20 protein-coding genes and 5 tRNA genes are annotated in these 18,475 nt (G+C 70.7%); 7 read left to right on the top strand and 18 right to left on the bottom strand.

What is annotated here, in order from left to right:
* The first annotated feature begins 99 nt into the window (after positions 1 to 99).
* On the top strand, positions 100 to 285 hold the full coding sequence (gene rpmB, locus MRBLMG1_RS14090; RefSeq protein WP_003957616.1) for a 50S ribosomal protein L28: 186 nt from the start codon (positions 100 to 102) through the stop codon (positions 283 to 285).
* A 159-nt stretch (positions 286 to 444) separates the two neighbouring features.
* Here rpmB and thiD read toward each other — a convergent pair whose 3' ends face one another.
* Together thiD and MRBLMG1_RS14080 are read right to left on the bottom strand one after the other, a co-directional pair.
* Positions 445 to 1,245 (bottom strand): bifunctional hydroxymethylpyrimidine kinase/phosphomethylpyrimidine kinase, encoded by an 801-nt coding sequence (thiD, locus tag MRBLMG1_RS14085; RefSeq protein ID WP_367824186.1) that lies wholly within the window; start codon positions 1,243 to 1,245, stop codon positions 445 to 447.
* On the bottom strand, positions 1,242 to 2,204 hold the full coding sequence (locus tag MRBLMG1_RS14080) for a thiamine-phosphate kinase (RefSeq protein WP_367824184.1): 963 nt from the start codon (positions 2,202 to 2,204) through the stop codon (positions 1,242 to 1,244). The genes thiD and MRBLMG1_RS14080 overlap by 4 nt, the downstream gene beginning before the upstream one ends.
* Positions 2,205 to 2,437: 233 nt before the next feature.
* Between MRBLMG1_RS14080 and MRBLMG1_RS14075 the strand changes: the two genes are divergently transcribed.
* Together MRBLMG1_RS14075 and MRBLMG1_RS14070 are read left to right on the top strand one after the other, a co-directional pair.
* Entirely contained in the window at positions 2,438 to 2,671 is a 234-nt protein-coding gene (locus MRBLMG1_RS14075; RefSeq protein WP_015036438.1) for an Lrp/AsnC family transcriptional regulator, read from the top strand.
* Positions 2,672 to 2,694: 23 nt separating this feature from the next.
* On the top strand, positions 2,695 to 3,189 hold the full coding sequence (locus MRBLMG1_RS14070; protein ID WP_367824341.1) for a DUF3515 domain-containing protein: 495 nt from the start codon (positions 2,695 to 2,697) through the stop codon (positions 3,187 to 3,189).
* Positions 3,190 to 3,219: 30 nt separating this feature from the next.
* Here MRBLMG1_RS14070 and MRBLMG1_RS14065 read toward each other — a convergent pair whose 3' ends face one another.
* The 3 genes from MRBLMG1_RS14065 to MRBLMG1_RS14055 all read right to left on the bottom strand — a co-directional run bounded on the left by MRBLMG1_RS14065 (position 3,220) and on the right by MRBLMG1_RS14055 (position 6,210).
* On the bottom strand, positions 3,220 to 4,359 hold the full coding sequence (locus MRBLMG1_RS14065; protein WP_367824182.1) for a D-alanine--D-alanine ligase family protein: 1,140 nt from the start codon (positions 4,357 to 4,359) through the stop codon (positions 3,220 to 3,222).
* 100 nt (positions 4,360 to 4,459) lie between these two features.
* The gene (locus tag MRBLMG1_RS14060) at positions 4,460 to 5,461 is read right to left on the bottom strand and encodes an NAD(P)H-dependent glycerol-3-phosphate dehydrogenase (protein ID WP_367824180.1); all 1,002 of its coding nucleotides are present in this window, start codon (positions 5,459 to 5,461) and stop codon (positions 4,460 to 4,462) included.
* The gene (locus MRBLMG1_RS14055) at positions 5,458 to 6,210 is read right to left on the bottom strand and encodes a lysophospholipid acyltransferase family protein (RefSeq protein ID WP_367824178.1); all 753 of its coding nucleotides are present in this window, start codon (positions 6,208 to 6,210) and stop codon (positions 5,458 to 5,460) included. The genes MRBLMG1_RS14060 and MRBLMG1_RS14055 overlap by 4 nt, the downstream gene beginning before the upstream one ends.
* 125 nt (positions 6,211 to 6,335) lie before the next feature.
* Here MRBLMG1_RS14055 and cofC point away from each other — a divergent pair, with 125 nt between their 5' ends.
* Positions 6,336 to 6,983 carry a 2-phospho-L-lactate guanylyltransferase gene (gene cofC, locus MRBLMG1_RS14050; protein WP_367824176.1) on the top strand — a complete coding sequence of 216 codons (648 nt, stop codon included), beginning with the start codon at positions 6,336 to 6,338 and terminating at the stop codon, positions 6,981 to 6,983.
* Positions 6,984 to 6,993: 10 nt separating this feature from the next.
* Entirely contained in the window at positions 6,994 to 7,203 is a 210-nt protein-coding gene (locus MRBLMG1_RS14045; RefSeq protein ID WP_367824174.1) for a hypothetical protein, read from the top strand.
* A gap of 92 nt (positions 7,204 to 7,295) precedes the next feature.
* Here the strand turns inward: MRBLMG1_RS14045 and MRBLMG1_RS14040 are convergent, their stop codons facing one another.
* The 4 genes from MRBLMG1_RS14040 to leuC form a co-directional block, all read right to left on the bottom strand.
* Entirely contained in the window at positions 7,296 to 8,000 is a 705-nt protein-coding gene (locus MRBLMG1_RS14040; RefSeq protein WP_367824172.1) for an HU family DNA-binding protein, read from the bottom strand.
* Between the two features lie 143 nt (positions 8,001 to 8,143).
* Positions 8,144 to 8,371, bottom strand: a complete 228-nt coding sequence (locus tag MRBLMG1_RS14035; protein WP_366308267.1) for a hypothetical protein — start codon at positions 8,369 to 8,371, stop codon at positions 8,144 to 8,146.
* Between the two features lie 104 nt (positions 8,372 to 8,475).
* Positions 8,476 to 9,069 carry a 3-isopropylmalate dehydratase small subunit gene (gene leuD / locus MRBLMG1_RS14030; RefSeq protein ID WP_367824170.1) on the bottom strand — a complete coding sequence of 198 codons (594 nt, stop codon included), beginning with the start codon at positions 9,067 to 9,069 and terminating at the stop codon, positions 8,476 to 8,478.
* A 6-nt stretch (positions 9,070 to 9,075) separates the two neighbouring features.
* Positions 9,076 to 10,500: a 3-isopropylmalate dehydratase large subunit gene (gene leuC, locus MRBLMG1_RS14025; RefSeq protein WP_367824169.1), complete on the bottom strand. Its 1,425-nt coding sequence runs from the start codon at positions 10,498 to 10,500 to the stop codon at positions 9,076 to 9,078.
* A 140-nt stretch (positions 10,501 to 10,640) separates the two neighbouring features.
* Here leuC and ndgR point away from each other — a divergent pair, with 140 nt between their 5' ends.
* Positions 10,641 to 11,357 (top strand): IclR family transcriptional regulator NdgR, encoded by a 717-nt coding sequence (gene ndgR, locus MRBLMG1_RS14020; protein ID WP_017235973.1) that lies wholly within the window; start codon positions 10,641 to 10,643, stop codon positions 11,355 to 11,357.
* Between the two features lie 148 nt (positions 11,358 to 11,505).
* Here the strand turns inward: ndgR and MRBLMG1_RS14015 are convergent.
* The 9 genes from MRBLMG1_RS14015 to MRBLMG1_RS13975 form a co-directional block, all read right to left on the bottom strand.
* Positions 11,506 to 11,578: transfer RNA gene (locus MRBLMG1_RS14015), tRNA-Glu, on the bottom strand.
* A 41-nt stretch (positions 11,579 to 11,619) separates the two neighbouring features.
* Positions 11,620 to 11,691, bottom strand: a tRNA-Gln gene (locus tag MRBLMG1_RS14010).
* Positions 11,692 to 11,705: 14 nt separating this feature from the next.
* Positions 11,706 to 11,778, bottom strand: a tRNA-Glu gene (locus tag MRBLMG1_RS14005).
* A gap of 84 nt (positions 11,779 to 11,862) precedes the next feature.
* Positions 11,863 to 11,935: transfer RNA gene (locus MRBLMG1_RS14000), tRNA-Glu, on the bottom strand.
* 42 nt (positions 11,936 to 11,977) lie between these two features.
* A tRNA-Gln gene (locus tag MRBLMG1_RS13995) sits at positions 11,978 to 12,049 on the bottom strand.
* Between the two features lie 94 nt (positions 12,050 to 12,143).
* A complete protein-coding gene (locus MRBLMG1_RS13990; protein WP_367824167.1) occupies positions 12,144 to 12,866 on the bottom strand; it encodes an HAD family hydrolase in 723 nt (240 codons plus the stop codon).
* 116 nt (positions 12,867 to 12,982) lie between these two features.
* Positions 12,983 to 14,458 carry a glutamate--tRNA ligase gene (gltX, locus tag MRBLMG1_RS13985; RefSeq protein WP_367824165.1) on the bottom strand — a complete coding sequence of 492 codons (1,476 nt, stop codon included), beginning with the start codon at positions 14,456 to 14,458 and terminating at the stop codon, positions 12,983 to 12,985.
* Entirely contained in the window at positions 14,451 to 15,236 is a 786-nt protein-coding gene (locus tag MRBLMG1_RS13980; RefSeq protein WP_367824164.1) for a fumarylacetoacetate hydrolase family protein, read from the bottom strand. The genes gltX and MRBLMG1_RS13980 overlap by 8 nt, the downstream gene beginning before the upstream one ends.
* A 119-nt stretch (positions 15,237 to 15,355) precedes the next feature.
* Positions 15,356 to 15,559 carry a hypothetical protein gene (locus MRBLMG1_RS13975; RefSeq protein WP_367824162.1) on the bottom strand — a complete coding sequence of 68 codons (204 nt, stop codon included), beginning with the start codon at positions 15,557 to 15,559 and terminating at the stop codon, positions 15,356 to 15,358.
* A 568-nt stretch (positions 15,560 to 16,127) separates the two neighbouring features.
* Here MRBLMG1_RS13975 and MRBLMG1_RS13970 point away from each other — a divergent pair.
* Positions 16,128 to 18,475: nitrate- and nitrite sensing domain-containing protein (locus MRBLMG1_RS13970; RefSeq protein WP_367824160.1), on the top strand; the 2,348-nt coding region annotated here is incomplete at its 3' end.

Below are 18,475 nucleotides of genomic sequence, written 5' to 3'. Positions count from 1 at the left end.
TGCCCGGTCCACACCGGGCCGTTCCCCGGCAAGCCACTTCAGACTCCTGATTCCGGTGCGCCGGATTTCACTGTAAATCTGAAGTCTTTGGAGTGACCCGTGGCTGCCAACTGCGACGTCTGCGGCAAGGGGCCGGGCTTCGGCAACAACATTTCGCACTCGCACCGCCGTACGTCCCGTCGCTGGAACCCGAACATCCAGCGCGTGCGTGCCGTGGTCGGTCGGACGCCGAAGCGGCTCAACGTCTGCACCTCGTGCATCAAGGCCGGCAAGGTCTCGCGCTAATTGCGACGTTCTGTCGTAGCGCAGCCCCTGCGGTTGCCTTGAAAGGCCGGTTCACCTAGGTGAACCGGCCTTTTGCCATGCCCTGAAACAGTCGGGCCACCCTGAAACGGCCGGACCCTTGTCGGCACGGCCCCCAAGACGGCCCCGCCGCCGAGGCCGTCAGGCCCCGAAGCGCCAGCCGTGGTCGACGGGGCCGATGCCCCCGCCCAGGGCGAATCCGGCGGCGATGGCCCCCGTCACGTACTCCTTGGCCTGCCGTACCGCCTCCGGCACCGGGAGGCCCTTGGCCAGCCCCGACGCGACGGCCGAGGCGAGGGTGCAGCCCGTGCCGTGGGTGTGCCGGTTGTCGTGGCGCGGGGCGCGCAGCCAGTGCTCCTCGGTGCCGTCCGTGAGCAGGTCGACGGCGTCCCCGCCGCCGGGCAGGTGCCCGCCCTTGATCAGGGCCCAGCGCGGCCCGTACGCCAGGATCGCCTCGGCGGCCGGCCGCATGTCGCCCTCGTCCACGACGTGTACGCCTGTGAGCTGCGCCACCTCGTCCAGGTTGGGGGTGGCGACGGTCGCGCGGGGCAGCAGCCTCGTGCGGACGGAGTCGAGCGCGGCCTCGGCGAGGAGGGAGTCCCCGTGCTTGGAGACCCCGACCGGGTCGACGACGACGGGGGCGCCGGTGCCGGCGAGCAGCTCGGCGACGGTCTCCACGAGCGCGGCGGAGGCCAGCATGCCGGTCTTCACCGCCTGGACGCCGATGTCGTCGACGACGGCCCGGTACTGGGCGCGCACGGCGTCCACGGGCAGCTCCCAGACGCCCTGGACGCCCCGCGAGTTCTGGGCGGTGACGGCGGTGAGCACGCTCATGCCGTGGACGCCCAGCGCGAGCATCGTCTTCAGGTCGGCCTGGATGCCGGCGCCGCCGCCGGAGTCGGATCCGGCGACGGTCAGCACGAGCGGGGGCGGGGAGGTCACTCCGTCTCTCCGAAGTGGTCCCAGCCGCCCACGCTGTGCCAGGGCGCCCCGTCGACGGTGACCTGCGGCAGCGCGGACGGGTTGAGGACCTCGCCGATGACCTTCCAGCGGGCGGGGAGCTTCACGTCGGGCGGGAAGGTGGCCACGATGGCGTGGTCCTCTCCCCCGGTGAGCACCCACTGCATGGGGTCGACGCCGACGGCCTGGCCGATGTCGTTCATCTGGGTGGGGATGTCGATGAGTCCGGAGCGCAGGTCGATGCGGACCTTGCTGGCCTCGGCGATGTGGCCGAGGTCGGCGATGAGGCCGTCGCTGACGTCGCACATGGCGGTGGCGCCGAGTCCGGCGGCCGCCGGGCCCGCGTGGTACGGCGGTTCGGGCCTGCGGTGGGCCTCGACGAAGGCCCGCGGGGACCGGAAGCCGCGGGAGAGGACCGCGAATCCGGCGGCGGACCAGCCGAGCCAGCCGGTGTAGGCGACGACGTCGCCGGGCTGGGCCCCGCCCCGGGTCACCGGGTCGTGGTTGCGCAGGTCGCCGAGCGCGGTGATGGACACCATGATCGTGTCGCCGCGGACGACGTCGCCGCCGACCACCGCCGCGCCCGCGACCTGACATTCGTCGCGCAGTCCGTCCATGAGTTCGGTGGCCCAGGTGACGGGGAGTTCGGCGGGTACGACGAGGCCGAGGAGGAGTGCGGTGGGGACCGCACCCATGGCCGCGATGTCGGCGAGGTTCTGCGCGGCGGCCTTGCGGCCGACGTCGTACGCCGTCGACCAGTCGCGGCGGAAGTGACGTCCTTCGAGGAGGATGTCCGTGCTGGCCACCACGCGCCGGTCGGGGGCGGAGACGACCGCGGCGTCGTCGCCGGGCCCGATCCGCACCGCGGGGGTGGAGGTGAGCCGGGACGTGAGCTCTCTGATGAGCCCGAACTCGCCCAGCTCTCCGACTGTGCCCTTCACCGCGTCTCACCTCGTGTCTTCGTGCCGGCCGGCGGGCGGGGGCGCGTCTGGGCGCGCCGCGGGTCGCGGGCCGTCACCGTGCTGGGTACCGTCAAGTAGACCGTCAACTTCTGTCCTGCGTACGCCACACCCCGGGTGCCCCGGGACGCGCGGGTCTCCCCGCGGCCCGCGGCGACGCGGTACCGTGGCGTCCCTTTCTCCCACAAGATCCTCGTGGTCGCCCTGGAGGTTCCGTGGTTCAGGCGTACATCCTCATCCAGACCGAGGTGGGCAAGGCGTCGACCGTCGCCGACACCATCTCCAAGATCCCGGGGGTGCTCCAGGCGGAAGACGTGACCGGTCCGTACGACGTCATCGTGCGTGCGCAGGCGGACACGGTCGACGAGCTCGGCCGCATGGTGGTCGCCAAGGTCCAGCAAGTGGACGGCATCACGCGCACCCTCACCTGCCCGGTCGTTCATCTGTAGCCCCCGTCTACCCTTGGCCGGTGATGTCTGCCCACCGGCCTTTCGGCCTGCCCGCCGCCGTGTCGGCCGCCGTCCTGCTGCTGGCCGTCGCCGGCTGCTCCTCGACGGGCGCCGCGGCGTCCGTCGAGGTTCCCAGCCCCCCGGTGGAGGAGGCCGCCTTCTGCCAGGCCTTGGCGAAGGAGCTTCCCGACACCGTGGCGGGGCTGGAACGGAGTGATCCGGAGCCCGGCTCCGAGCTGACCGCCGGGTGGGGTGACGGTGCGATCGTACTGCGCTGCGGGGTCCCCCGGCCCGAAAAGATGAGCGACCCGACGTCGCAGGGCGTCTCCGCGAACGGCGTGCGCTGGATGCTGGAGCACACGGAGGGCGGCGGCCCCCGTTTCACCACGGTGTACCGGAAGACCTACGTCGAGGTGAGCCTCGACGAGCGGTTCGCGCACGACATCGGCCCGCTGGTGGATCTCGCCTCCCCCGTGGCGAGGACGGTCCCCTGCGGCCTGGATCCGGAGTGCGGCTGACCGCACCCCGGATCGGGCGTTCCGGTGCGTCTAGCGCAGGCCCGTGGAGCGGTTCAGCGCGGCCTGGATGAGCCGGTCGACGAGCTCCGGGTAGCCGACGCCGCTCTCCTGCCACATGCGCGGGTACATGGAGATCGGCGTGAAGCCCGGCATGGTGTTGATCTCGTTGATGACGAAGTCGCCGTCCTCGGTGAGGAAGAAGTCCGCGCGGACCAGGCCCTCGCAGGAGACGGCCTCGTAGGCGGCGACGGCCAGGCGCTGGACCTCGGCGGTGGCCTCGTCCCCGATCGGGGCGGGCACGATGCCGGAGGCCGAGTCGATGTACTTGGCCTCGAAGTCGTAGAAGTCGTGGTTCGTGACCGGCGGGATCTCCGCCGGCACGCTGGCGCGCGGGCCGTCCTCGAACTCCAGGACGCCGCACTCGATCTCGCGGCCGCGCAGCAGCGACTCGACCAGGATCTTGGGGTCGTGGCGGCGGGCCTCCGCGATGGCCTCGTCCAGGCCGGAGAGGTCGTCGACCTTGGTGATGCCCATGGACGAGCCGCCGCGGGCCGGCTTCACGAAGAGCGGCCAGCCGTGGTCGGCGGCGAACTCCACGATCTTCTTGCGGGCGGCGGCCGGGTTCTGCTCCCACTCGCGGGGGCGGATGACCTCGTACGGTCCGACGGGCAGGCCGAAGGAGACGAAGACCCGCTTCATGTACTCCTTGTCCTGGCCGACGGCGGAGGCGAGGACGCCCGCGCCGACGTAGGGGACGCCGGAGAGCTCGAGGAGGCCCTGGAGGGTGCCGTCCTCGCCGTACGGGCCGTGGAGCATCGGGAAGACCACGTCGACCTCGCCGAGGGCCTTCGGCACGGCGCCGGGCTCGGTGAGGACGACCTCGCGGTTGGCGGGGTCGACGGAGAGGACGACGCCGCCCTCCGCGGACTCGGCCAGGTCGGCGACGTTCGGCAGGGCGCGGTCGGCGATGGCCATGCGCTCGGGGGCGTCGGCGGTGAGCGCCCAGCGCCCGTCCGTCGTGATGCCGATGGGCAGCACGTCGTACTTGTCCCGGTCGATGGCGCTCAGGACGGCGCCGGCCGTGACGACGGAGATGGCGTGCTCGGAGCTGCGTCCGCCGAAGACGACGGCCACGCGCGGCTTGCGGGGGCTCTGGGTGTTCTCGCTCATATCGCGATGAGCGTACCTTGCGACTCCCGAACCGCTGAGCGCCCCGCTGCCGCCGCGCGCGTACGGCGCAGCGGGTGCGCGACCGGCCGCCGGCGACGGTTCAGCGGCGTTCGGGCTTGGCCGAGCGCGACATCAGTTCCTTGAGCGCGACGATCGGCGGCTTGCCGTCGTGGACGATCGAGACGACGGTCTCCGTGATCGGCATGTCGACGCCGTGGCGGCGGCCCAGATCGAGCACGGACTCGCAGGACTTGACGCCCTCGGCGGTCTGCTTGGTGGCCGCGATGGTCTCCTGGAGGGTCATCCCGCGGCCGAGGTTGGTGCCGAAGGTGTTGTTCCGGGAGAGCGGCGAGGAGCAGGTCGCGACCAGGTCCCCGAGGCCTGCGAGGCCGGAGAAGGTGAGCGGGTCGGCGCCCATGGCGAGGCCGAGGCGGGTGGTCTCGGCGAGGCCGCGGGTGATGAGCGTGGCCTTGGAGTTGTCGCCGAGGCCCATGCCGTTGGCGATGCCGACGGCGAGGCCGATGACGTTCTTCACGGCGCCGCCGAGCTCGCAGCCCACCACGTCGGTGTTGGTGTACGGGCGGAAGTACGGGGTCATGCAGGCGGCCTGGAGCCGCTGGGCGACCGTCTCGTCGACGCAGGCGGCGACGGCGGCGGCGGGCTGCCGGGCGGCGATCTCCTTGGCCAGGTTGGGGCCGGTGAGGACGGCCACGCGCTCGGCGGGCACGTCGGCGACCTCGGTGATGACCTCGCTCATCCGCTTGGCTGTGCCGAGTTCGACGCCCTTCATGAGGGAGACGAGGACGGTGTCCCGGGCGAGCAGCGGCTTCCAGGCGGCGAGGTTGCCGCGCAGGGTCTGGGAGGGGACGACGAGGACGGTGAAGTCGGCGTCGTGGGCGGCCTCCGCCGGGTCCGCGGTGGCCGTGATCGCCCCCGGGAGTTCGACGCCCGGCAGGTAGTCCGGGTTGGTCCGGGTGGCGTTGATCTCCTTGGCGAGTTCGGCGCGGCGGCCCCAGAGGCTCACCTCGCACCCCGCGTCGGCGAGCACCATGGCGAAGGCGGTGCCCCAGGATCCGTTGCCGAAGACGGCTGCCTTGGTCACTTGGTGCCCTCCTCGGCGGCCTTGCGCCGCTGTTCCAGGCGGGCCTTGCGGTGGTCGTACGGTTCGGCGGGCGCCTTCTCGCCGCGGACCTCCTCCAGGAGGGCGGTGATGGCGGCCATGATGACCTCGGTGGCCTCGCGGAGCACCTCGGGCGTCGGCTCCAGGCCGTGGAAGCGGGAGAGGTCGACGGGCGGACCGGCCTGCACGATCAGCGTCTTGCGGGGGAACAGGCTGAGCTTGTTCTCCTTGGCGTACGGCGGCATCGCGAGGTTGGCGCCCCACTGGGCGACCGGGATCACGGGGGCCTGGGTGAGCAGCGCGACGCGGGCGGCGCCGGTCTTGCCCGCCATGGGCCACATGTCGGGGTCGCGGGTGAGGGTGCCCTCGGGGTAGAAGGCGACGCACTCGCCGCGCTCGATGGCGTCGACGGCGGCGCGGAAGGCGTCCAGCGCGTTGGTGGTCTCGCGGTAGACCGGGATCTGCCCCGTGCCGCGCAGCATCATGCCGACGAAGGGGGCCTTGAAGAGGGCCGCCTTGGCCAGGAGGCGCGGAACGCGCCCGGTGTTGTACTGGTAATGCGCGTACGACAGCGGGTCCAGGTAGGAGTTGTGGTTGACCGCGGTGATGAATCCCCCGTCGGCCGGAACGTGCTCCATACCGCGCCAGTCCCGCTTGAACAGAACCACCAGGGGGGGTTTGGCGATGACCGCCGCGAGGCGGTACCAGAAGCCGATTCTGCGGCGGGGCACTCGGACACCTTTCTCCGGGACTGGCTGGCAGGGGGCAAGTGTCGCCCCGTGCTCCTGCTGTGTCGAGGACACCGTACGCCCCGGACCCCGCCGCGGACCGCGTGGGCGGGACAGAATGGGCCGCGATGAACACGGACACGGACGACGACTGGTCGCTGGTCGTACCTCTGAAGCCCCTTGCCCTGGCGAAGAGCAGACTGGCAGCGGCGGCGGGAGCCCGGTTACGCCCCCGGCTCGCGCTGGCGTTCGCCGAGGACACCGTGGAGGCGGTGCTGAACTGCGCGCGCGTACGGGATGTGGTGGTCGTCACGGACGATCCCGCGGCCGGTACGGCGCTCGCGGCCCTCGGCGCCCGGATCGTTCCGGACCTCCCGGCGGCGGGGCTCAACGCGGCGCTCGGGCACGGGGTCCGCGCGGTACGGGCCGGGCGGCCGCACGCGCGCGTGGCCGCGCTCAACGCGGACCTGCCTGCGCTGCGGCCCGCGGAGCTGACCCGGGTCCTGGACGCGGCCCGGAATTTTCCGAGGGCATTTCTCGCGGATGCCGCCGAAATAGGTACGACATTCCTCTCGGCGGGCCCGGGGGTGAAATTGGAACCGGCATTCGGAGGTGCGTCGAGGTTGCGGCATTTGTCTTCGGGAGCGGTGGAAATCAGGCTCGCCGGGGTGGATTCCGTACGCCGGGACGTGGACACCGGGGAGGATCTCGCGGCGGCCGGGGCGCTCGGGCTCGGCCCGCGGACGGCCGCCCGGTGGCTGCCGGTGGCCGGATAGGCTGCGGTCCATGCAGGCGACCGCGTTCACGTACGACCCCGAGACCCGCAGCGGCAGTGTGCTGCTCGACGACGGCACCCCCGTGGAGTTCGGGGCGGAGGCCTTCGAGGCGGGCGGGCTGCTCCTGCTGCGGCCGGGCCAGCGGGTGCGGATCGAGACGGAGCCCGGCACCTCGGGGGCCGGGTCGCGGATCACGCTGGTGACGCTGCAGACGTTCTGACCGGGGCTTCTCGGGCCGCCGGGGGGTGTAGACGCGCCGCGGGCCGGGCTCCCTGGGGGGAGCCCGGCCCGGCGGATGTGTCCCGCACGTCCTTACTTCTTGGCGGCGGCCTTCTTGGCGGTCGTCTTGCGCGCCGTCGTCTTCTTGGCGGGCGCCTTCGTCGCCGCGGCCTTCTTGGCCGCCGGCGCGGTCTTCTTCGCCGCGGCCTTGGTGACCTTCTTGGCGGCGGCCGTGGTGGCCTTCTTGGCCGGGGTCGCCTTCTTGGCGGCGGCCGTGGTGGTGGTGGTCTTCTTGGCCGGGGTCGCCTTCTTCGCGACCGCCGTGGTGGTCTTCTTGGCCGGGGTCGCCTTCTTCGCGACCGCCGTGGTGGCCTTCTTCGCCGGGGTCGCCTTCTTCGCGGCGGCCTTCTTGGCTGTGGTGGCCTTCTTCGCGGCGGCCTTCTTGACCGTCGCGGAGGCGCCACCGGTGAGGCTGCCCTTGGGCGCCTTCTTGACGGAGACCTCGCCTCCCTTGGGGAGCTTCTTCGAGCCGCTGACCAGGTCCTTGAAGCCCTGACCTGCACGGAAGCGCGGGACCGAGGTCTTCTTGACCCGCACGCGCTCACCCGTCTGGGGGTTGCGGGCGTAGCGGGCCGGACGGTCGACCTTCTCGAACGAGCCGAAGCCCGTGACCGAGACCCGGTCGCCACCGACCACGGCACGCACGATGGCGTCGAGCACGTGGTCGACGGCTTCGGCGGCCTGCTGACGACCGCCCATCTTGTCGGCAATCGCTTCTACGAGCTGCGCCTTGTTCACGTCTTCCCCTTCGGAGACATTGCCAGAACGAAAGTGTTCAAGCTTTTTCGCACGTTAGGCATGTATATACCGCAAATCAAACACGAAACGGGCTAATCACCCTAGTGCCGCAACGCGGAAGAGCCGCTACGGAGTTCCTGGTGTCAGTCGTCCTCTGGGAATCGGCCCTCGTCGAGGTCCTTCATCAACCGCTCCAGACGCGCTGCCGCGTCCTTGAGATCGTGCTTCGCCGCGGCCGTCACGACCAGCAGCTTCCGGGACAGCGCCATCCTTACGCCCTCCGGGACTTGCAGTGAGCGCACCCTTGTGTGCGCTTCCTTCAATCGGGCGGCGACTGCCTCGTAGAGCTCGAGTTGGCTGTCGCGTTCCATGCACCGATTGTGCCATCTAGGGCGAGTTGTCGCCCGACAGGGTCCCAACAAGCGACTGCGCCCCCCACCGTGAGGTGGGGGGCGCAGTCTTGGAAAAGCGCTGCTCAGACCGTAATTGTACGGGGCTTGAAGGCCGGCCTTGCCGCCTCGTAGGCGGCGATGTCGGCTTCGTTCTGAAGGGTGAGGCTGATGTCGTCGAGGCCGTTCAGCAGACGCCAGCGGGCGTTCTCGTCGAGCTCGAAGTCGGCGTCGATCCCGGCGGCCAGGACCTTGCGGCGCTCCAGGTCGACGGTGATCTCGGCGGTCGGGTCGGCCTCGGTCAGCTCCCAGAGCGCGTCCACCGTCTCCTGCGGCAGGACGACGGTCAGCAGGCCGTTCTTCAGCGAGTTGCCGCGGAAGATGTCGGCGAAGCGGGCGGAGATGACCGCCTGGAAGCCGTAGTTCTGGAGCGCCCAGACGGCGTGCTCACGGGAGGAGCCGGTGCCGAAGTCGGGGCCGGCGACGAGGACCGAGGCGCCCTGCCGCTCGGGGCGGTTGAGGACGAACTCGGAGTCCTTGCGCCAGGCCTCGAAGAGGCCGTCCTCGAAGCCGTCGCGGGTGACCTTCTTCAGCCAGTGCGCCGGGATGATCTGGTCGGTGTCGACGTTGCCGCGACGCAGCGGGACGGCCCGGCCGGTGTGCGTGGTGAAAGCTTCCATGGTTCCTCAGACCCCCGCGGTGGTGGCGACGTCGGACAGATCGGCCGGGGAGGCCAGGTGGCCCAGTACGGCGGTGGCGGCGGCGACCTGGGGCGAGACCAGGTGGGTGCGGCCGCCCTTGCCCTGCCGGCCCTCGAAGTTGCGGTTGGAGGTGGACGCGGAGCGCTCACCGGGGGCCAGTTGGTCGGGGTTCATGCCCAGGCACATCGAGCAGCCCGCGTGCCGCCATTCGGCGCCGGCCTCCTTGAAGACCTTGTCCAGGCCCTCCTCCACGGCCTGCAGGGCGACCCGGACCGAGCCGGGGACGACCAGCATGCGGACGCCGTCGGCGACCTGGCGGCCCTTGAGGAGGTCCGCGGCGTTGCGCAGGTCCTCGATGCGGCCGTTGGTGCAGGAGCCTACGAAGACGGTGTCGACCTTGATGTCGCGCAGCGGCTGCCCGGCGGTCAACCCCATGTACTCCAGGGCCTTTTCGGCGGCCAGGCGCTCCGAAGCGTCTTCGTACGAAGCCGGGTCGGGGACGTTCGCCGAAAGCGGCGCGCCCTGGCCGGGGTTGGTGCCCCAGGTGACGAACGGTGCCAGCGAGGCGGCGTCGATGACGACCTCGGCGTCGAAGACCGCGTCCTCGTCGGACTTCAGGGTCTTCCAGTACGCGACGGCGGCGTCCCAGTCCTCGCCCTCGGGGGCGTGGGCACGACCCTCCAGGTAGGCGAAGGTGGTCTCGTCGGGGGCGATCATGCCCGCGCGGGCGCCGGCCTCGATCGACATGTTGCAGATGGTCATCCGGGCCTCCATCGAGAGCTTCTCGATGGCGGAGCCGCGGTACTCCAGGATGTAGCCCTGGCCGCCGCCGGTGCCGATCTTGGCGATGATCGCCAGGATCAGGTCCTTGGCGGTGACGTCCTCGGGCAGTTCGCCGTCGATCGTGATGGCCATGGTCTTCGGGCGGGCCAGCGGCAGCGTCTGGGTGGCGAGCACGTGCTCCACCTGGCTGGTGCCGATGCCGAACGCCAGCGCGCCGAAGGCGCCGTGCGTGGAGGTGTGGGAGTCGCCGCAGACGACGGTGGTACCGGGCTGGGTCAGGCCCAGCTGGGGTCCCACGACGTGGACGACGCCCTGCTCGACGTCGCCCAGCGGGTGCAGCCGGACGCCGAAGTCGGCACAGTTCTTCCGGAGGGTCTCCAGCTGTGCGCGGGAGACCGGGTCGGCGATCGGCTTGTCGATGTCGAGGGTCGGGGTGTTGTGGTCCTCGGTGGCGATGGTGAGGTCGAGGCGCCGCACCTGCCGGCCGTTCTGGCGCAGGCCGTCGAAGGCCTGGGGGCTGGTCACCTCGTGCAGCAGGTGCAGATCGATGAAGAGGAGGTCGGGCTCGCCCTCGGCGCGCCGGACGACATGGTCGTCCCAGACCTTCTCCGCGAGTGTCCTACCCATCGCTTTCCCTCCGGCCGACGTCTACGCCGGCACAACTAGAGACCCGTTTCGCGGGCCGTTGTGCGGCCGCCCCACCAGAGTGACAAGTTCCTCGGGAAATTGAACTTGCGTTTCACAGAGTGAGACGCGAATATCGTTGCATGGACAACTCTAGCGGCGTAGGCGTTCTCGACAAGGCAGCCCTTGTCCTGAGCGCCCTGGAGTCCGGTCCGGCCACCCTCGCAGGACTGGTCGCGGCGACGGGACTCGCACGACCCACGGCACATCGTCTCGCCGTGGCACTGGAACACCACCGGATGGTGGCGCGTGACATGCAGGGCCGGTTCATCCTCGGACCGCGCCTGTCGGAGCTCGCGGCCGCGGCCGGCGAGGACCGCCTGCTCGCGACCGCCGGCCCCGTGCTGACGCATCTGCGCGACGTCACGGGCGAGAGCGCCCAGCTCTACCGCCGGCAGGGCGACATGCGCATCTGCGTGGCGGCGGCCGAGCGCCTCTCCGGCCTGCGGGACACCGTGCCGGTCGGCTCGACGCTGACCATGAAGGCCGGCTCCTCGGCGCAGATCCTGATGGCCTGGGAGGAGCCCGAGCGGCTGCACCGCGGCCTCCAGGGCGCCCGCTTCACGGCGACGGCCCTGTCGGGCGTACGGCGCCGCGGCTGGGCCCAGTCGATCGGCGAGCGGGAGCCGGGCGTCGCGTCCGTCTCCGCGCCCGTACGGGGCCCTTCCAACCGCGTGGTGGCCGCCGTGTCGGTCTCGGGTCCGATCGAGCGCCTGACGCGCCACCCGGGCCGCATGCACGCCCAGGCGGTCATCGACGCGGCCGCCCGCCTCTCCGAGGCGCTCCGCCGCAACGGCTGACCTCCGCCGCCCCTCTGTTCGTTTCCCGGCCCACCGCTTCAACGCCGCAGCGGTGGGCCGGAGTTGTGTCCGCCCGCGGTACGGAGTCCGCGTCCGGTGCCGAACAGCGAAGAAGCCCTCCCCCGAAGGGAAGGGCTTCTTCGACTTGTACCCCCGACCGGATTCGAACCGGCGCTACCGCCTTGAGAGGGCGGCGTGCTAGGCCGCTACACAACGGGGGCCCTTGCGGATCAGATCCGCGGGTGCAGATGAGCTCTGCGAGCTGGCCTACCTGGACTCGAACCAAGAATGACGGTACCAGAAACCGTAGTGTTGCCAATTACACCATAGGCCATGGTGGTTACACCGTACCCCCGACCGGATTCGAACCGGCGCTACCGCCTTGAGAGGGCGGCGTGCTAGGCCGCTACACAACGGGGGCCCTAGCGATCCCACCCGGAACGAGCCGGGTGATGTCACCGCGGATTCACCGGGAGCTACCCAGGTGATCCACAGGATGGATCTGTACCCCCGACCGGATTCGAACCGGCGCTACCGCCTTGAGAGGGCGGCGTGCTAGGCCGCTACACAACGGGGGCTTTGTGGATGCCATCCACGGGTTGCAGATAAAGCTCTGCGAGCTGGCCTACCTGGACTCGAACCAAGACTAACGGAACCAGAAACCGTCGTGCTGCCAATTACACCATAGGCCACCGGAGCAACGTCCCCCACCAGGGAGGATCTTGCTCGGCTTGCGCTTTCCGGGTTCTTGCCTTTCGGCTTGTTCCCCTCGGCGCAGAAAGAACATTACCCGAAGGTGGACGGTGCTCCAAAACGGGTAGGCCCGCGGAGCAGGGCGGGGAGCTGGCGGAGGTCCGTGATCCGCCGCAGCTCGGGCCGGCCGCCGGTGTCCGCGCGGTCCAGCCAGATGCCGAGGAGCCCCGCCTCCACCGCGCCCCGCGCGTCGATGTCGGGCTGATCACCGACGTACGCGACCTCCTCCGGGGCCAGGCCGAGTGCGGTACAGGCGGCGTGGAAGGCCTCCGGGGCCGGCTTGGCGAAGCCGAGCTCGGCGGCGCACAGGACGGCCTCGAACCGGTCCCGCACGCCGAGCGCCCGGAGCTTGGGCTCCTGGGCGTGGATGCTGGAGTTCGACAGCACGGCGTGACGGTAGTCACCCGCGAGCAGGTCGAGGACGGGCAGCGCGTCGGGGAAGAGCTCCCAGGCGGCCTGGTAGTGGGCGACGTACCGGTCGAACCAGTCGTCGGCCCCGGTGGCCGAGAGCCCGGGGTCGCCGAGGAAGTCACGCACCCTGGCCCGCCGCTGGTCCTGGAAGTCGCCGCCCTCGCTCTCGAAGCGGCGCCAGTGCAGGACCGTGAGCTCCTTCCAGCGGTCCAGGGCCTGGTCCACGGAGTCGTATCCGGCGAGCAGGCCCTCGGCCGTCAGGTGCCCGCGCATCCCGGTGCGGTCGGCGCTCTCGTAGTCGAAGATCGTGTCGTCCACGTCCCAGAGGACCGCTCGGATGGCCATGGCACGACCGTACCGCCGCTCCCCCGGCCCGCGGGGGCCATTTTCCGGGCGGGAACGCCCGTGGGGGCGGCGGCCGGGGGTACCGGTCGCCGCCCCCACGGGACGGAGGACGGGGCTCAGGCGGTGAGCTTCGCCAGGGCCGCGTCGATGCGGGTCAGGGTCTTCTCCTTGCCCAGGATCTCCAGGGACTCGAAGAGGGGCAGGCCGACGGTGCGGCCGGTGACGGCGACGCGGACCGGGGCCTGGGCCTTGCCGAGCTTGAGGCCGTGGGCCTCGCCGGCGGCCAGGACCGCGTTCTTGAGCGACTCGGGGTCGCTCCAGTCGGCGTCCACGAGCTTCTCGCGGGCCGTGGTGAGCAGCGCGGCCGGCTCGCCCTTCATGGCCTTGTCCCACGAGGGCTGGTCGAAGACCGGCTCCGGGAGGAAGAGGAAGTCGACGTTGGCCGTGATCTCCGAGAGGACCGTCATGCGGGTCTGGGCGTGCGGCGCGATGGCCTCCCAGGCGGCGCGGTCGAAGTCCTCGGGCGCCCAGTTGGCGTGCGGGGCGTTGAGCCAGGGCTCGCAGGCCTCGGTGAACGCCTTCACGTCGAGCATCCGGATGTGGTCGGCGTTGATCGACTCGGCCTTCTTGAGGTCGAAGCGCGCCGGGTTGGCGTTGACGTCGGCGATGTCGAACTTCGCCACCATCTCGGGGATGGTGAAGAGGTCCTGGTCGGCCGAGAAGGACCAGCCGAGGAGCGAGAGGTAGTTCAGCAGGCCCTCGGGGAGGAAGCCGCGCTCCCGGTAGAGGTTGAGGGAGGCCTCGGGGTCGCGCTTGGAGAGCTTCTTGTTGCCCTCGCCCATCACGTACGGCAGGTGGCCGAAGGAGGGGATCTCCTTGGCGACGCCCAGCTCGATCAGCGCCTTGTAGAGCGCGACCTGGCGGGGGGTGGAGGAGAGCAGGTCCTCGCCGCGCAGGACGTGGGTGATCTCCATCAGGGCGTCGTCGACCGGGTTGACCAGGGTGTAGAGCGGGGCGCCGTTCGCGCGGAGGATGCCGTAGTCCGGCACGTTCTCCGGGGTGAAGGTGAGCTCGCCGCGGACCAGGTCGGTGAAGGTGATGGGCTCGTCGGGCATCCGGAAGCGGACGATCGACGCGCGGCCCTCGGCCTCGTACGCGGCCTTCTGCTCGGCGGTGAGGTCGCGGCAGTGGCCGTCGTAGCCGGAGGGGCGGCCGGCGGCGCGGGCGGCGGCGCGGCGCTCCTCGAGCTCCTCGGTGGTGCAGTAGCAGGGGTACGCGTAGCCGCCGGCGAGCAGCTTGTCGGCGACGTCCTTGTAGATGTCCATCCGCTGCGACTGGCGGTACGGCGCGTGCGGGCCGCCGATCTCCGGGCCCTCGTCCCAGTCGAGGCCGAGCCACTTCAGCGAGTCGAGGAGCTGCTCGTACGACTCCTCCGAGTCGCGCGCGGCGTCGGTGTCCTCGATGCGGAAGACCATGGTGCCCTCGTTGTGCCGGGCGAAGGCCCAGTTGAAGAGGGCGGTGCGGACCAGGCCCACGTGGGGGTTGCCGGTCGGCGAGGGACAGAAACGGACGCGGATGTTCGCGTTAGCCACGCTTGATCACCTTATTGGTGAGAGTGCCGATGCCTTCGATGGTGACGGCGACCTCGTCGCCGACGTTGAGGGGGCCGACCCCGGCGGGGGTGCCGGTGAGGATGACGTCGCCGGGCAGCAGCGTCATGGCCTCGGTGATGTGGACGACCAGGTCCTCGATGGAGCGGATCATGTCGCTCGTCCGACCCAGCTGGCGCTGTTCGCCGTTGACCGTGGCCTGGACGGCCAGGTCGCTCGGGTCGAGGTCGGTCTCCACCCAGGGGCCCAGGGGGCAGGAGGTGTCGAAGCCCTTGGCGCGGGCCCACTGCTTCTCGCGCTGCTGGGCGTCGCGGGCGGTGACGTCGTTGGCGCAGGTGTAGCCGAAGATGACGTCCTTCACGCGCTCGCGGGGCACCTCGCGGCACATGCGGCCGATGACCACGGCCAGTTCGGCCTCGTGGTGCAGCTCGTTGGAGAAGGAGGGGTACTCGATGGCGTCGCCGGAGCCGATCACCGAGGTGGTGGGCTTGAAGAAGGCGACGGGGACCTCCGGGACCTCGTTGCCGAGTTCGGCCGCGTGCTCGGCGTAGTTGCGGCCGATGGCCACGACCTTGTTGGGGAGCACGGGCGGCAGGAGCCGCACCTTGCTCAGCGGGACCTTGGTGCCGCTGAGCTCGAAGTCGGTGTACGGGATGCCCTTGATGATGTCGAGGACGAGGCCGCCGGACTCGACGGTTCCCTCGCCCTCGACGGCGCCGAAGGCCACGTTGCCGTCGATGGAGAATCTGGCGATGCGCACGAGTGCTGTCGCCCCTCACTTGCTACTGGCTGGAGTCTGACGCTCCAGGCTAACGCGGCGAGGGGGCGGCCCACCGGCGATATCACCGGGGCGCACGGAGTGGGCGACGCCCGTCCGGGTCAGCGGGAGGCGGCGGCGTACGGCTGGGGCTCGTACGGGGCCGGGGCCTGCATGAGGATCGTGCGGCGGGGGTTGGCCGTGTTGCCGGGCAGTTCGGCCGCGTACTCCGGCTGGGCGCCCCGGCCGAGCTGTGCGGCGTCCGCGAGGTGGGCGAGGGTGGAGCGGCGCGGGTTGGCCGTGGTGCGGAGCGTCGTCGTGTTCATCGCGGTGATCTGCCCTTGTTCCGGGACGGGCGCCCGTGCGGGCGCGAAGGGGTGTAAAGCGTCAGGCTAAACATGCGATTCCCTTCGAATGCATGGCTGAGACATCGATTCGCGTGTGAGTTTGCTCACCACGCACGCTACATTCCGGGCATTACGGACAGTCGCGGGTCACTACGGAAAGGGACATTACGCCACTGAATGCTGCATTCCGCTCCTGATCATGCCGACTGGGACACAGGGGGATGCCGGTTCATTGGAGAGGAAAAGTCCGAAACCTCCGTGATCATCTTCTACATGGGGTGATACAACGTGCACAGGTTGTCATTCCCCTCACAGTGCGACACGCGGCCCTTGTTGGAGATCCGGCACTGTGCTGGAATTCCACGCACCGCCGCGGGTTTACGAGCCGGCACGCAGGAGGCGCGACGCAGCGCCGGCCGAGTGGCGGGGAAGGGGGAACTGCGCCGGTCACCGATGACCGCCTGGGGTACTCACGTACCTCGACTGACGCCGACACCGTCCGCTCCGTTCACCCGGAAGGACGCCTGGTCAAAAGGTTGCGACGCTAGTGCAGGGACGTTTCAAGAGGGATGGCTCGGGGACTCCCCAGGCCCGCCAGAGCCGAGCGGAAGCTCAGGCGGAGCAGGAACCGCGCGCCGGGACCGACCGCGGTCCCTCGGCCCCGCACACCCCGAACCAGGGTCAGGGTCCGTCGGGCGACGCCGGTGACGCCGGCAGGCGTGCGAGCGGCAAGAACGGCAAGGCCTCAGCGGCCGAGCCGTCGGCCGTGCCCGCCAAGCCCCGCGCCGAGAACGAGGTCGGCCCGCGAATAGCCCTGCGCAACTGGCGCATCTCCACGCGCCTCGTCGCCCTCCTCACCCTCCCCGTGGTGGCGGCGACCACCCTGGGCGGCATCCGCATCAGCGAGTCGCTCCAGGACATGGAGCAGCTCGACCACATGCAGCTGCTCACCAAGCTGACCCGTGAGGCGACCGACCTCGCGCAGGCGCTGCAGTCCGAGCGCGACCTGTCCGCGGGTCCGCTGGCCAACGGCCGCCCGGTCAGCGACTACCAGGTCGCCAACCCGCGCCGGAAGACGGACCGCGAGTACAAGGCCTTCCTCGACGCCACCGAGGACATCCCGACCACCGAGGGCGACGAGGCGCTGCGGAGCATCCGCCAGAACGTCAGCCAGATCGCCTCGCAGGTCATCCAGCTCAACACGATCCGCGGCAACGCCTACGAGAAGGGCGTCGCCCACTCGGTGACGGTCGAGGCGTACAGCCGTCTCATCCGCTCGCTGCTCAGCCTGTCGCAGGACATGGCGCAGGCGACCAGCAACCCGGAGATGATCAAGCGGACCCGCGCGCTCGCCGCGTTCTCGTCCGCCAAGGAGTACGCCTCCATCCAGCAGGCGGTCATCGCCGCCGCGCTGCCCCCGAACGACAAGACCCCGGGCCGCATCCAGCAGGGTGACCGCCTCTACGCCGACGCCGCGCTCAACTCCGAGGGCGTCGAGTTCAAGTCGTTCCAGGCGATCTACGAGTCGACCGGTGGCGACGCCGCCGAGCGGACCGCGTCCCTCACCGGCGCCAACCCGTCGATCGTCGCCGCCGACAAGTACGCCGAGCGCGTCCTGAACGCGGACGACGCCATGCCCGGCGGCACCCGGCGCGGTCACCTGAACTTCACCGACGAGTACGGCATCAAGATCAACGCCATGAACGTCATCGAGGACGGCCTCCTCGGCGACATGGAGACGATGGCCCGTGAGCTGCGGCAGGAGTCGCAGCGCGAGGCCATCATCAACGGTGCGCTGATCCTGCTCGTCCTCGGCGTCTCGCTCATCGGCGCCTTCGTCGTGGCCCGGTCCATGATCCGGTCGCTGCGCCGACTCCAGGACACCGCGACCAAGGTCGCCCAGGACCGTCTGCCCGAGCTCGTCAAGCAGCTCTCCGAGTCCGACCCGCAGGACGTCGACACCTCCGTCGAGTCCGTCGGTGTGCACTCCCGGGACGAGATCGGCCAGGTGGCCGCGGCCTTCGACGACGTGCACCGCGAGGCCGTCCGCCTCGCCGCCGAGCAGGCCCTCCTCCGGGGCAACGTCAACGCGATGTTCACCAACCTCTCGCGCCGCTCCCAGGGCCTCATCCAGCGTCAGCTGTCGCTCATCTCCGAACTGGAGTCGCGCGAGGCCGACCCGGACCAGCTCTCCTCGCTCTTCAAGCTCGACCACCTCGCGACCCGTATGCGCCGGAACGGCGAGAACCTCCTCGTCCTCGCCGGCGAGGAGCCGGGCCGCCGCTGGACCCGCCCGGTCCCGCTGGTCGACGTGCTCCGTGCCGCCGCCTCCGAGGTGGAACAGTACGAGCGCATCGAACTGGCCGCGGTCCCGGCGACCGAGGTCGCCGGCCGGGTCGTCAACGACCTCGTGCACCTCCTCGCCGAGCTGCTGGAGAACGCCACCTCGTTCTCCTCCCCGCAGACGAAGGTCCGGGTCACCGGTCACGCCCTGCCCGACGGCCGCGTGCTCGTCGAGATCCACGACACCGGCATCGGCCTCTCCCCCGAGGACCTCGCCGCGATCAACGAGCGGCTCGCCTCGCCGCCCACCGTGGACGTCTCGGTCTCCCGCCGCATGGGCCTCTTCGTGGTCGGCCGCCTGTCCCTGCGACACGGCATCCGCATCCAGCTGCGCCCCTCCGACTCGGGCGGCACCACCGCGCTCGTCATGCTCCCCGTCGACGTCGCCCAGGGCGGCAAGAAGCCGATGCCCAAGCCGGGCGCGGGCGGCCAGGGCGCGATGCCGCAGGGTGCCTCCGCCCCCGGCGGCCGGCTCCCCGGCGGTCCCGGTGCGGCCGGTGGCCCCGGCGGTGGACGTCCCGGCGGTCCGGGTGGCGCGCCGCAGTCGGCGGC

This window comes from Streptomyces sp. LMG1-1-1.1 (genome assembly GCF_040815545.1).
Taxonomy (GTDB): Bacteria; Actinomycetota; Actinomycetes; order Streptomycetales; family Streptomycetaceae; genus Streptomyces.
The sequence above is the reverse complement of the archived record's forward strand: the minus strand, read 5'-3'. Positions and strand labels throughout refer to the sequence as shown.

Coding starts and splice junctions, on each gene's coding strand:
- MRBLMG1_RS14070 (WP_367824341.1), top strand. CDS start 2,695: ATGTCTGCCCACCGGCCTTTCGGCCTGCCCGCCGCCGTGTCGGCCGCC.
- MRBLMG1_RS14065 (WP_367824182.1), bottom strand. CDS start 4,359: ATGAGCGAGAACACCCAGAGCCCCCGCAAGCCGCGCGTGGCCGTCGTC.
- cofC (WP_367824176.1), top strand. CDS start 6,336: ATGAACACGGACACGGACGACGACTGGTCGCTGGTCGTACCTCTGAAG.
- MRBLMG1_RS14045 (WP_367824174.1), top strand. CDS start 6,994: ATGCAGGCGACCGCGTTCACGTACGACCCCGAGACCCGCAGCGGCAGT.
- MRBLMG1_RS14035 (WP_366308267.1), bottom strand. CDS start 8,371: ATGGAACGCGACAGCCAACTCGAGCTCTACGAGGCAGTCGCCGCCCGA.
- leuD (WP_367824170.1), bottom strand. CDS start 9,069: ATGGAAGCTTTCACCACGCACACCGGCCGGGCCGTCCCGCTGCGTCGC.
- leuC (WP_367824169.1), bottom strand. CDS start 10,500: ATGGGTAGGACACTCGCGGAGAAGGTCTGGGACGACCATGTCGTCCGG.
- ndgR (WP_017235973.1), top strand. CDS start 10,641: ATGGACAACTCTAGCGGCGTAGGCGTTCTCGACAAGGCAGCCCTTGTC.
- MRBLMG1_RS13990 (WP_367824167.1), bottom strand. CDS start 12,866: ATGGCCATCCGAGCGGTCCTCTGGGACGTGGACGACACGATCTTCGAC.
- MRBLMG1_RS13975 (WP_367824162.1), bottom strand. CDS start 15,559: ATGAACACGACGACGCTCCGCACCACGGCCAACCCGCGCCGCTCCACC.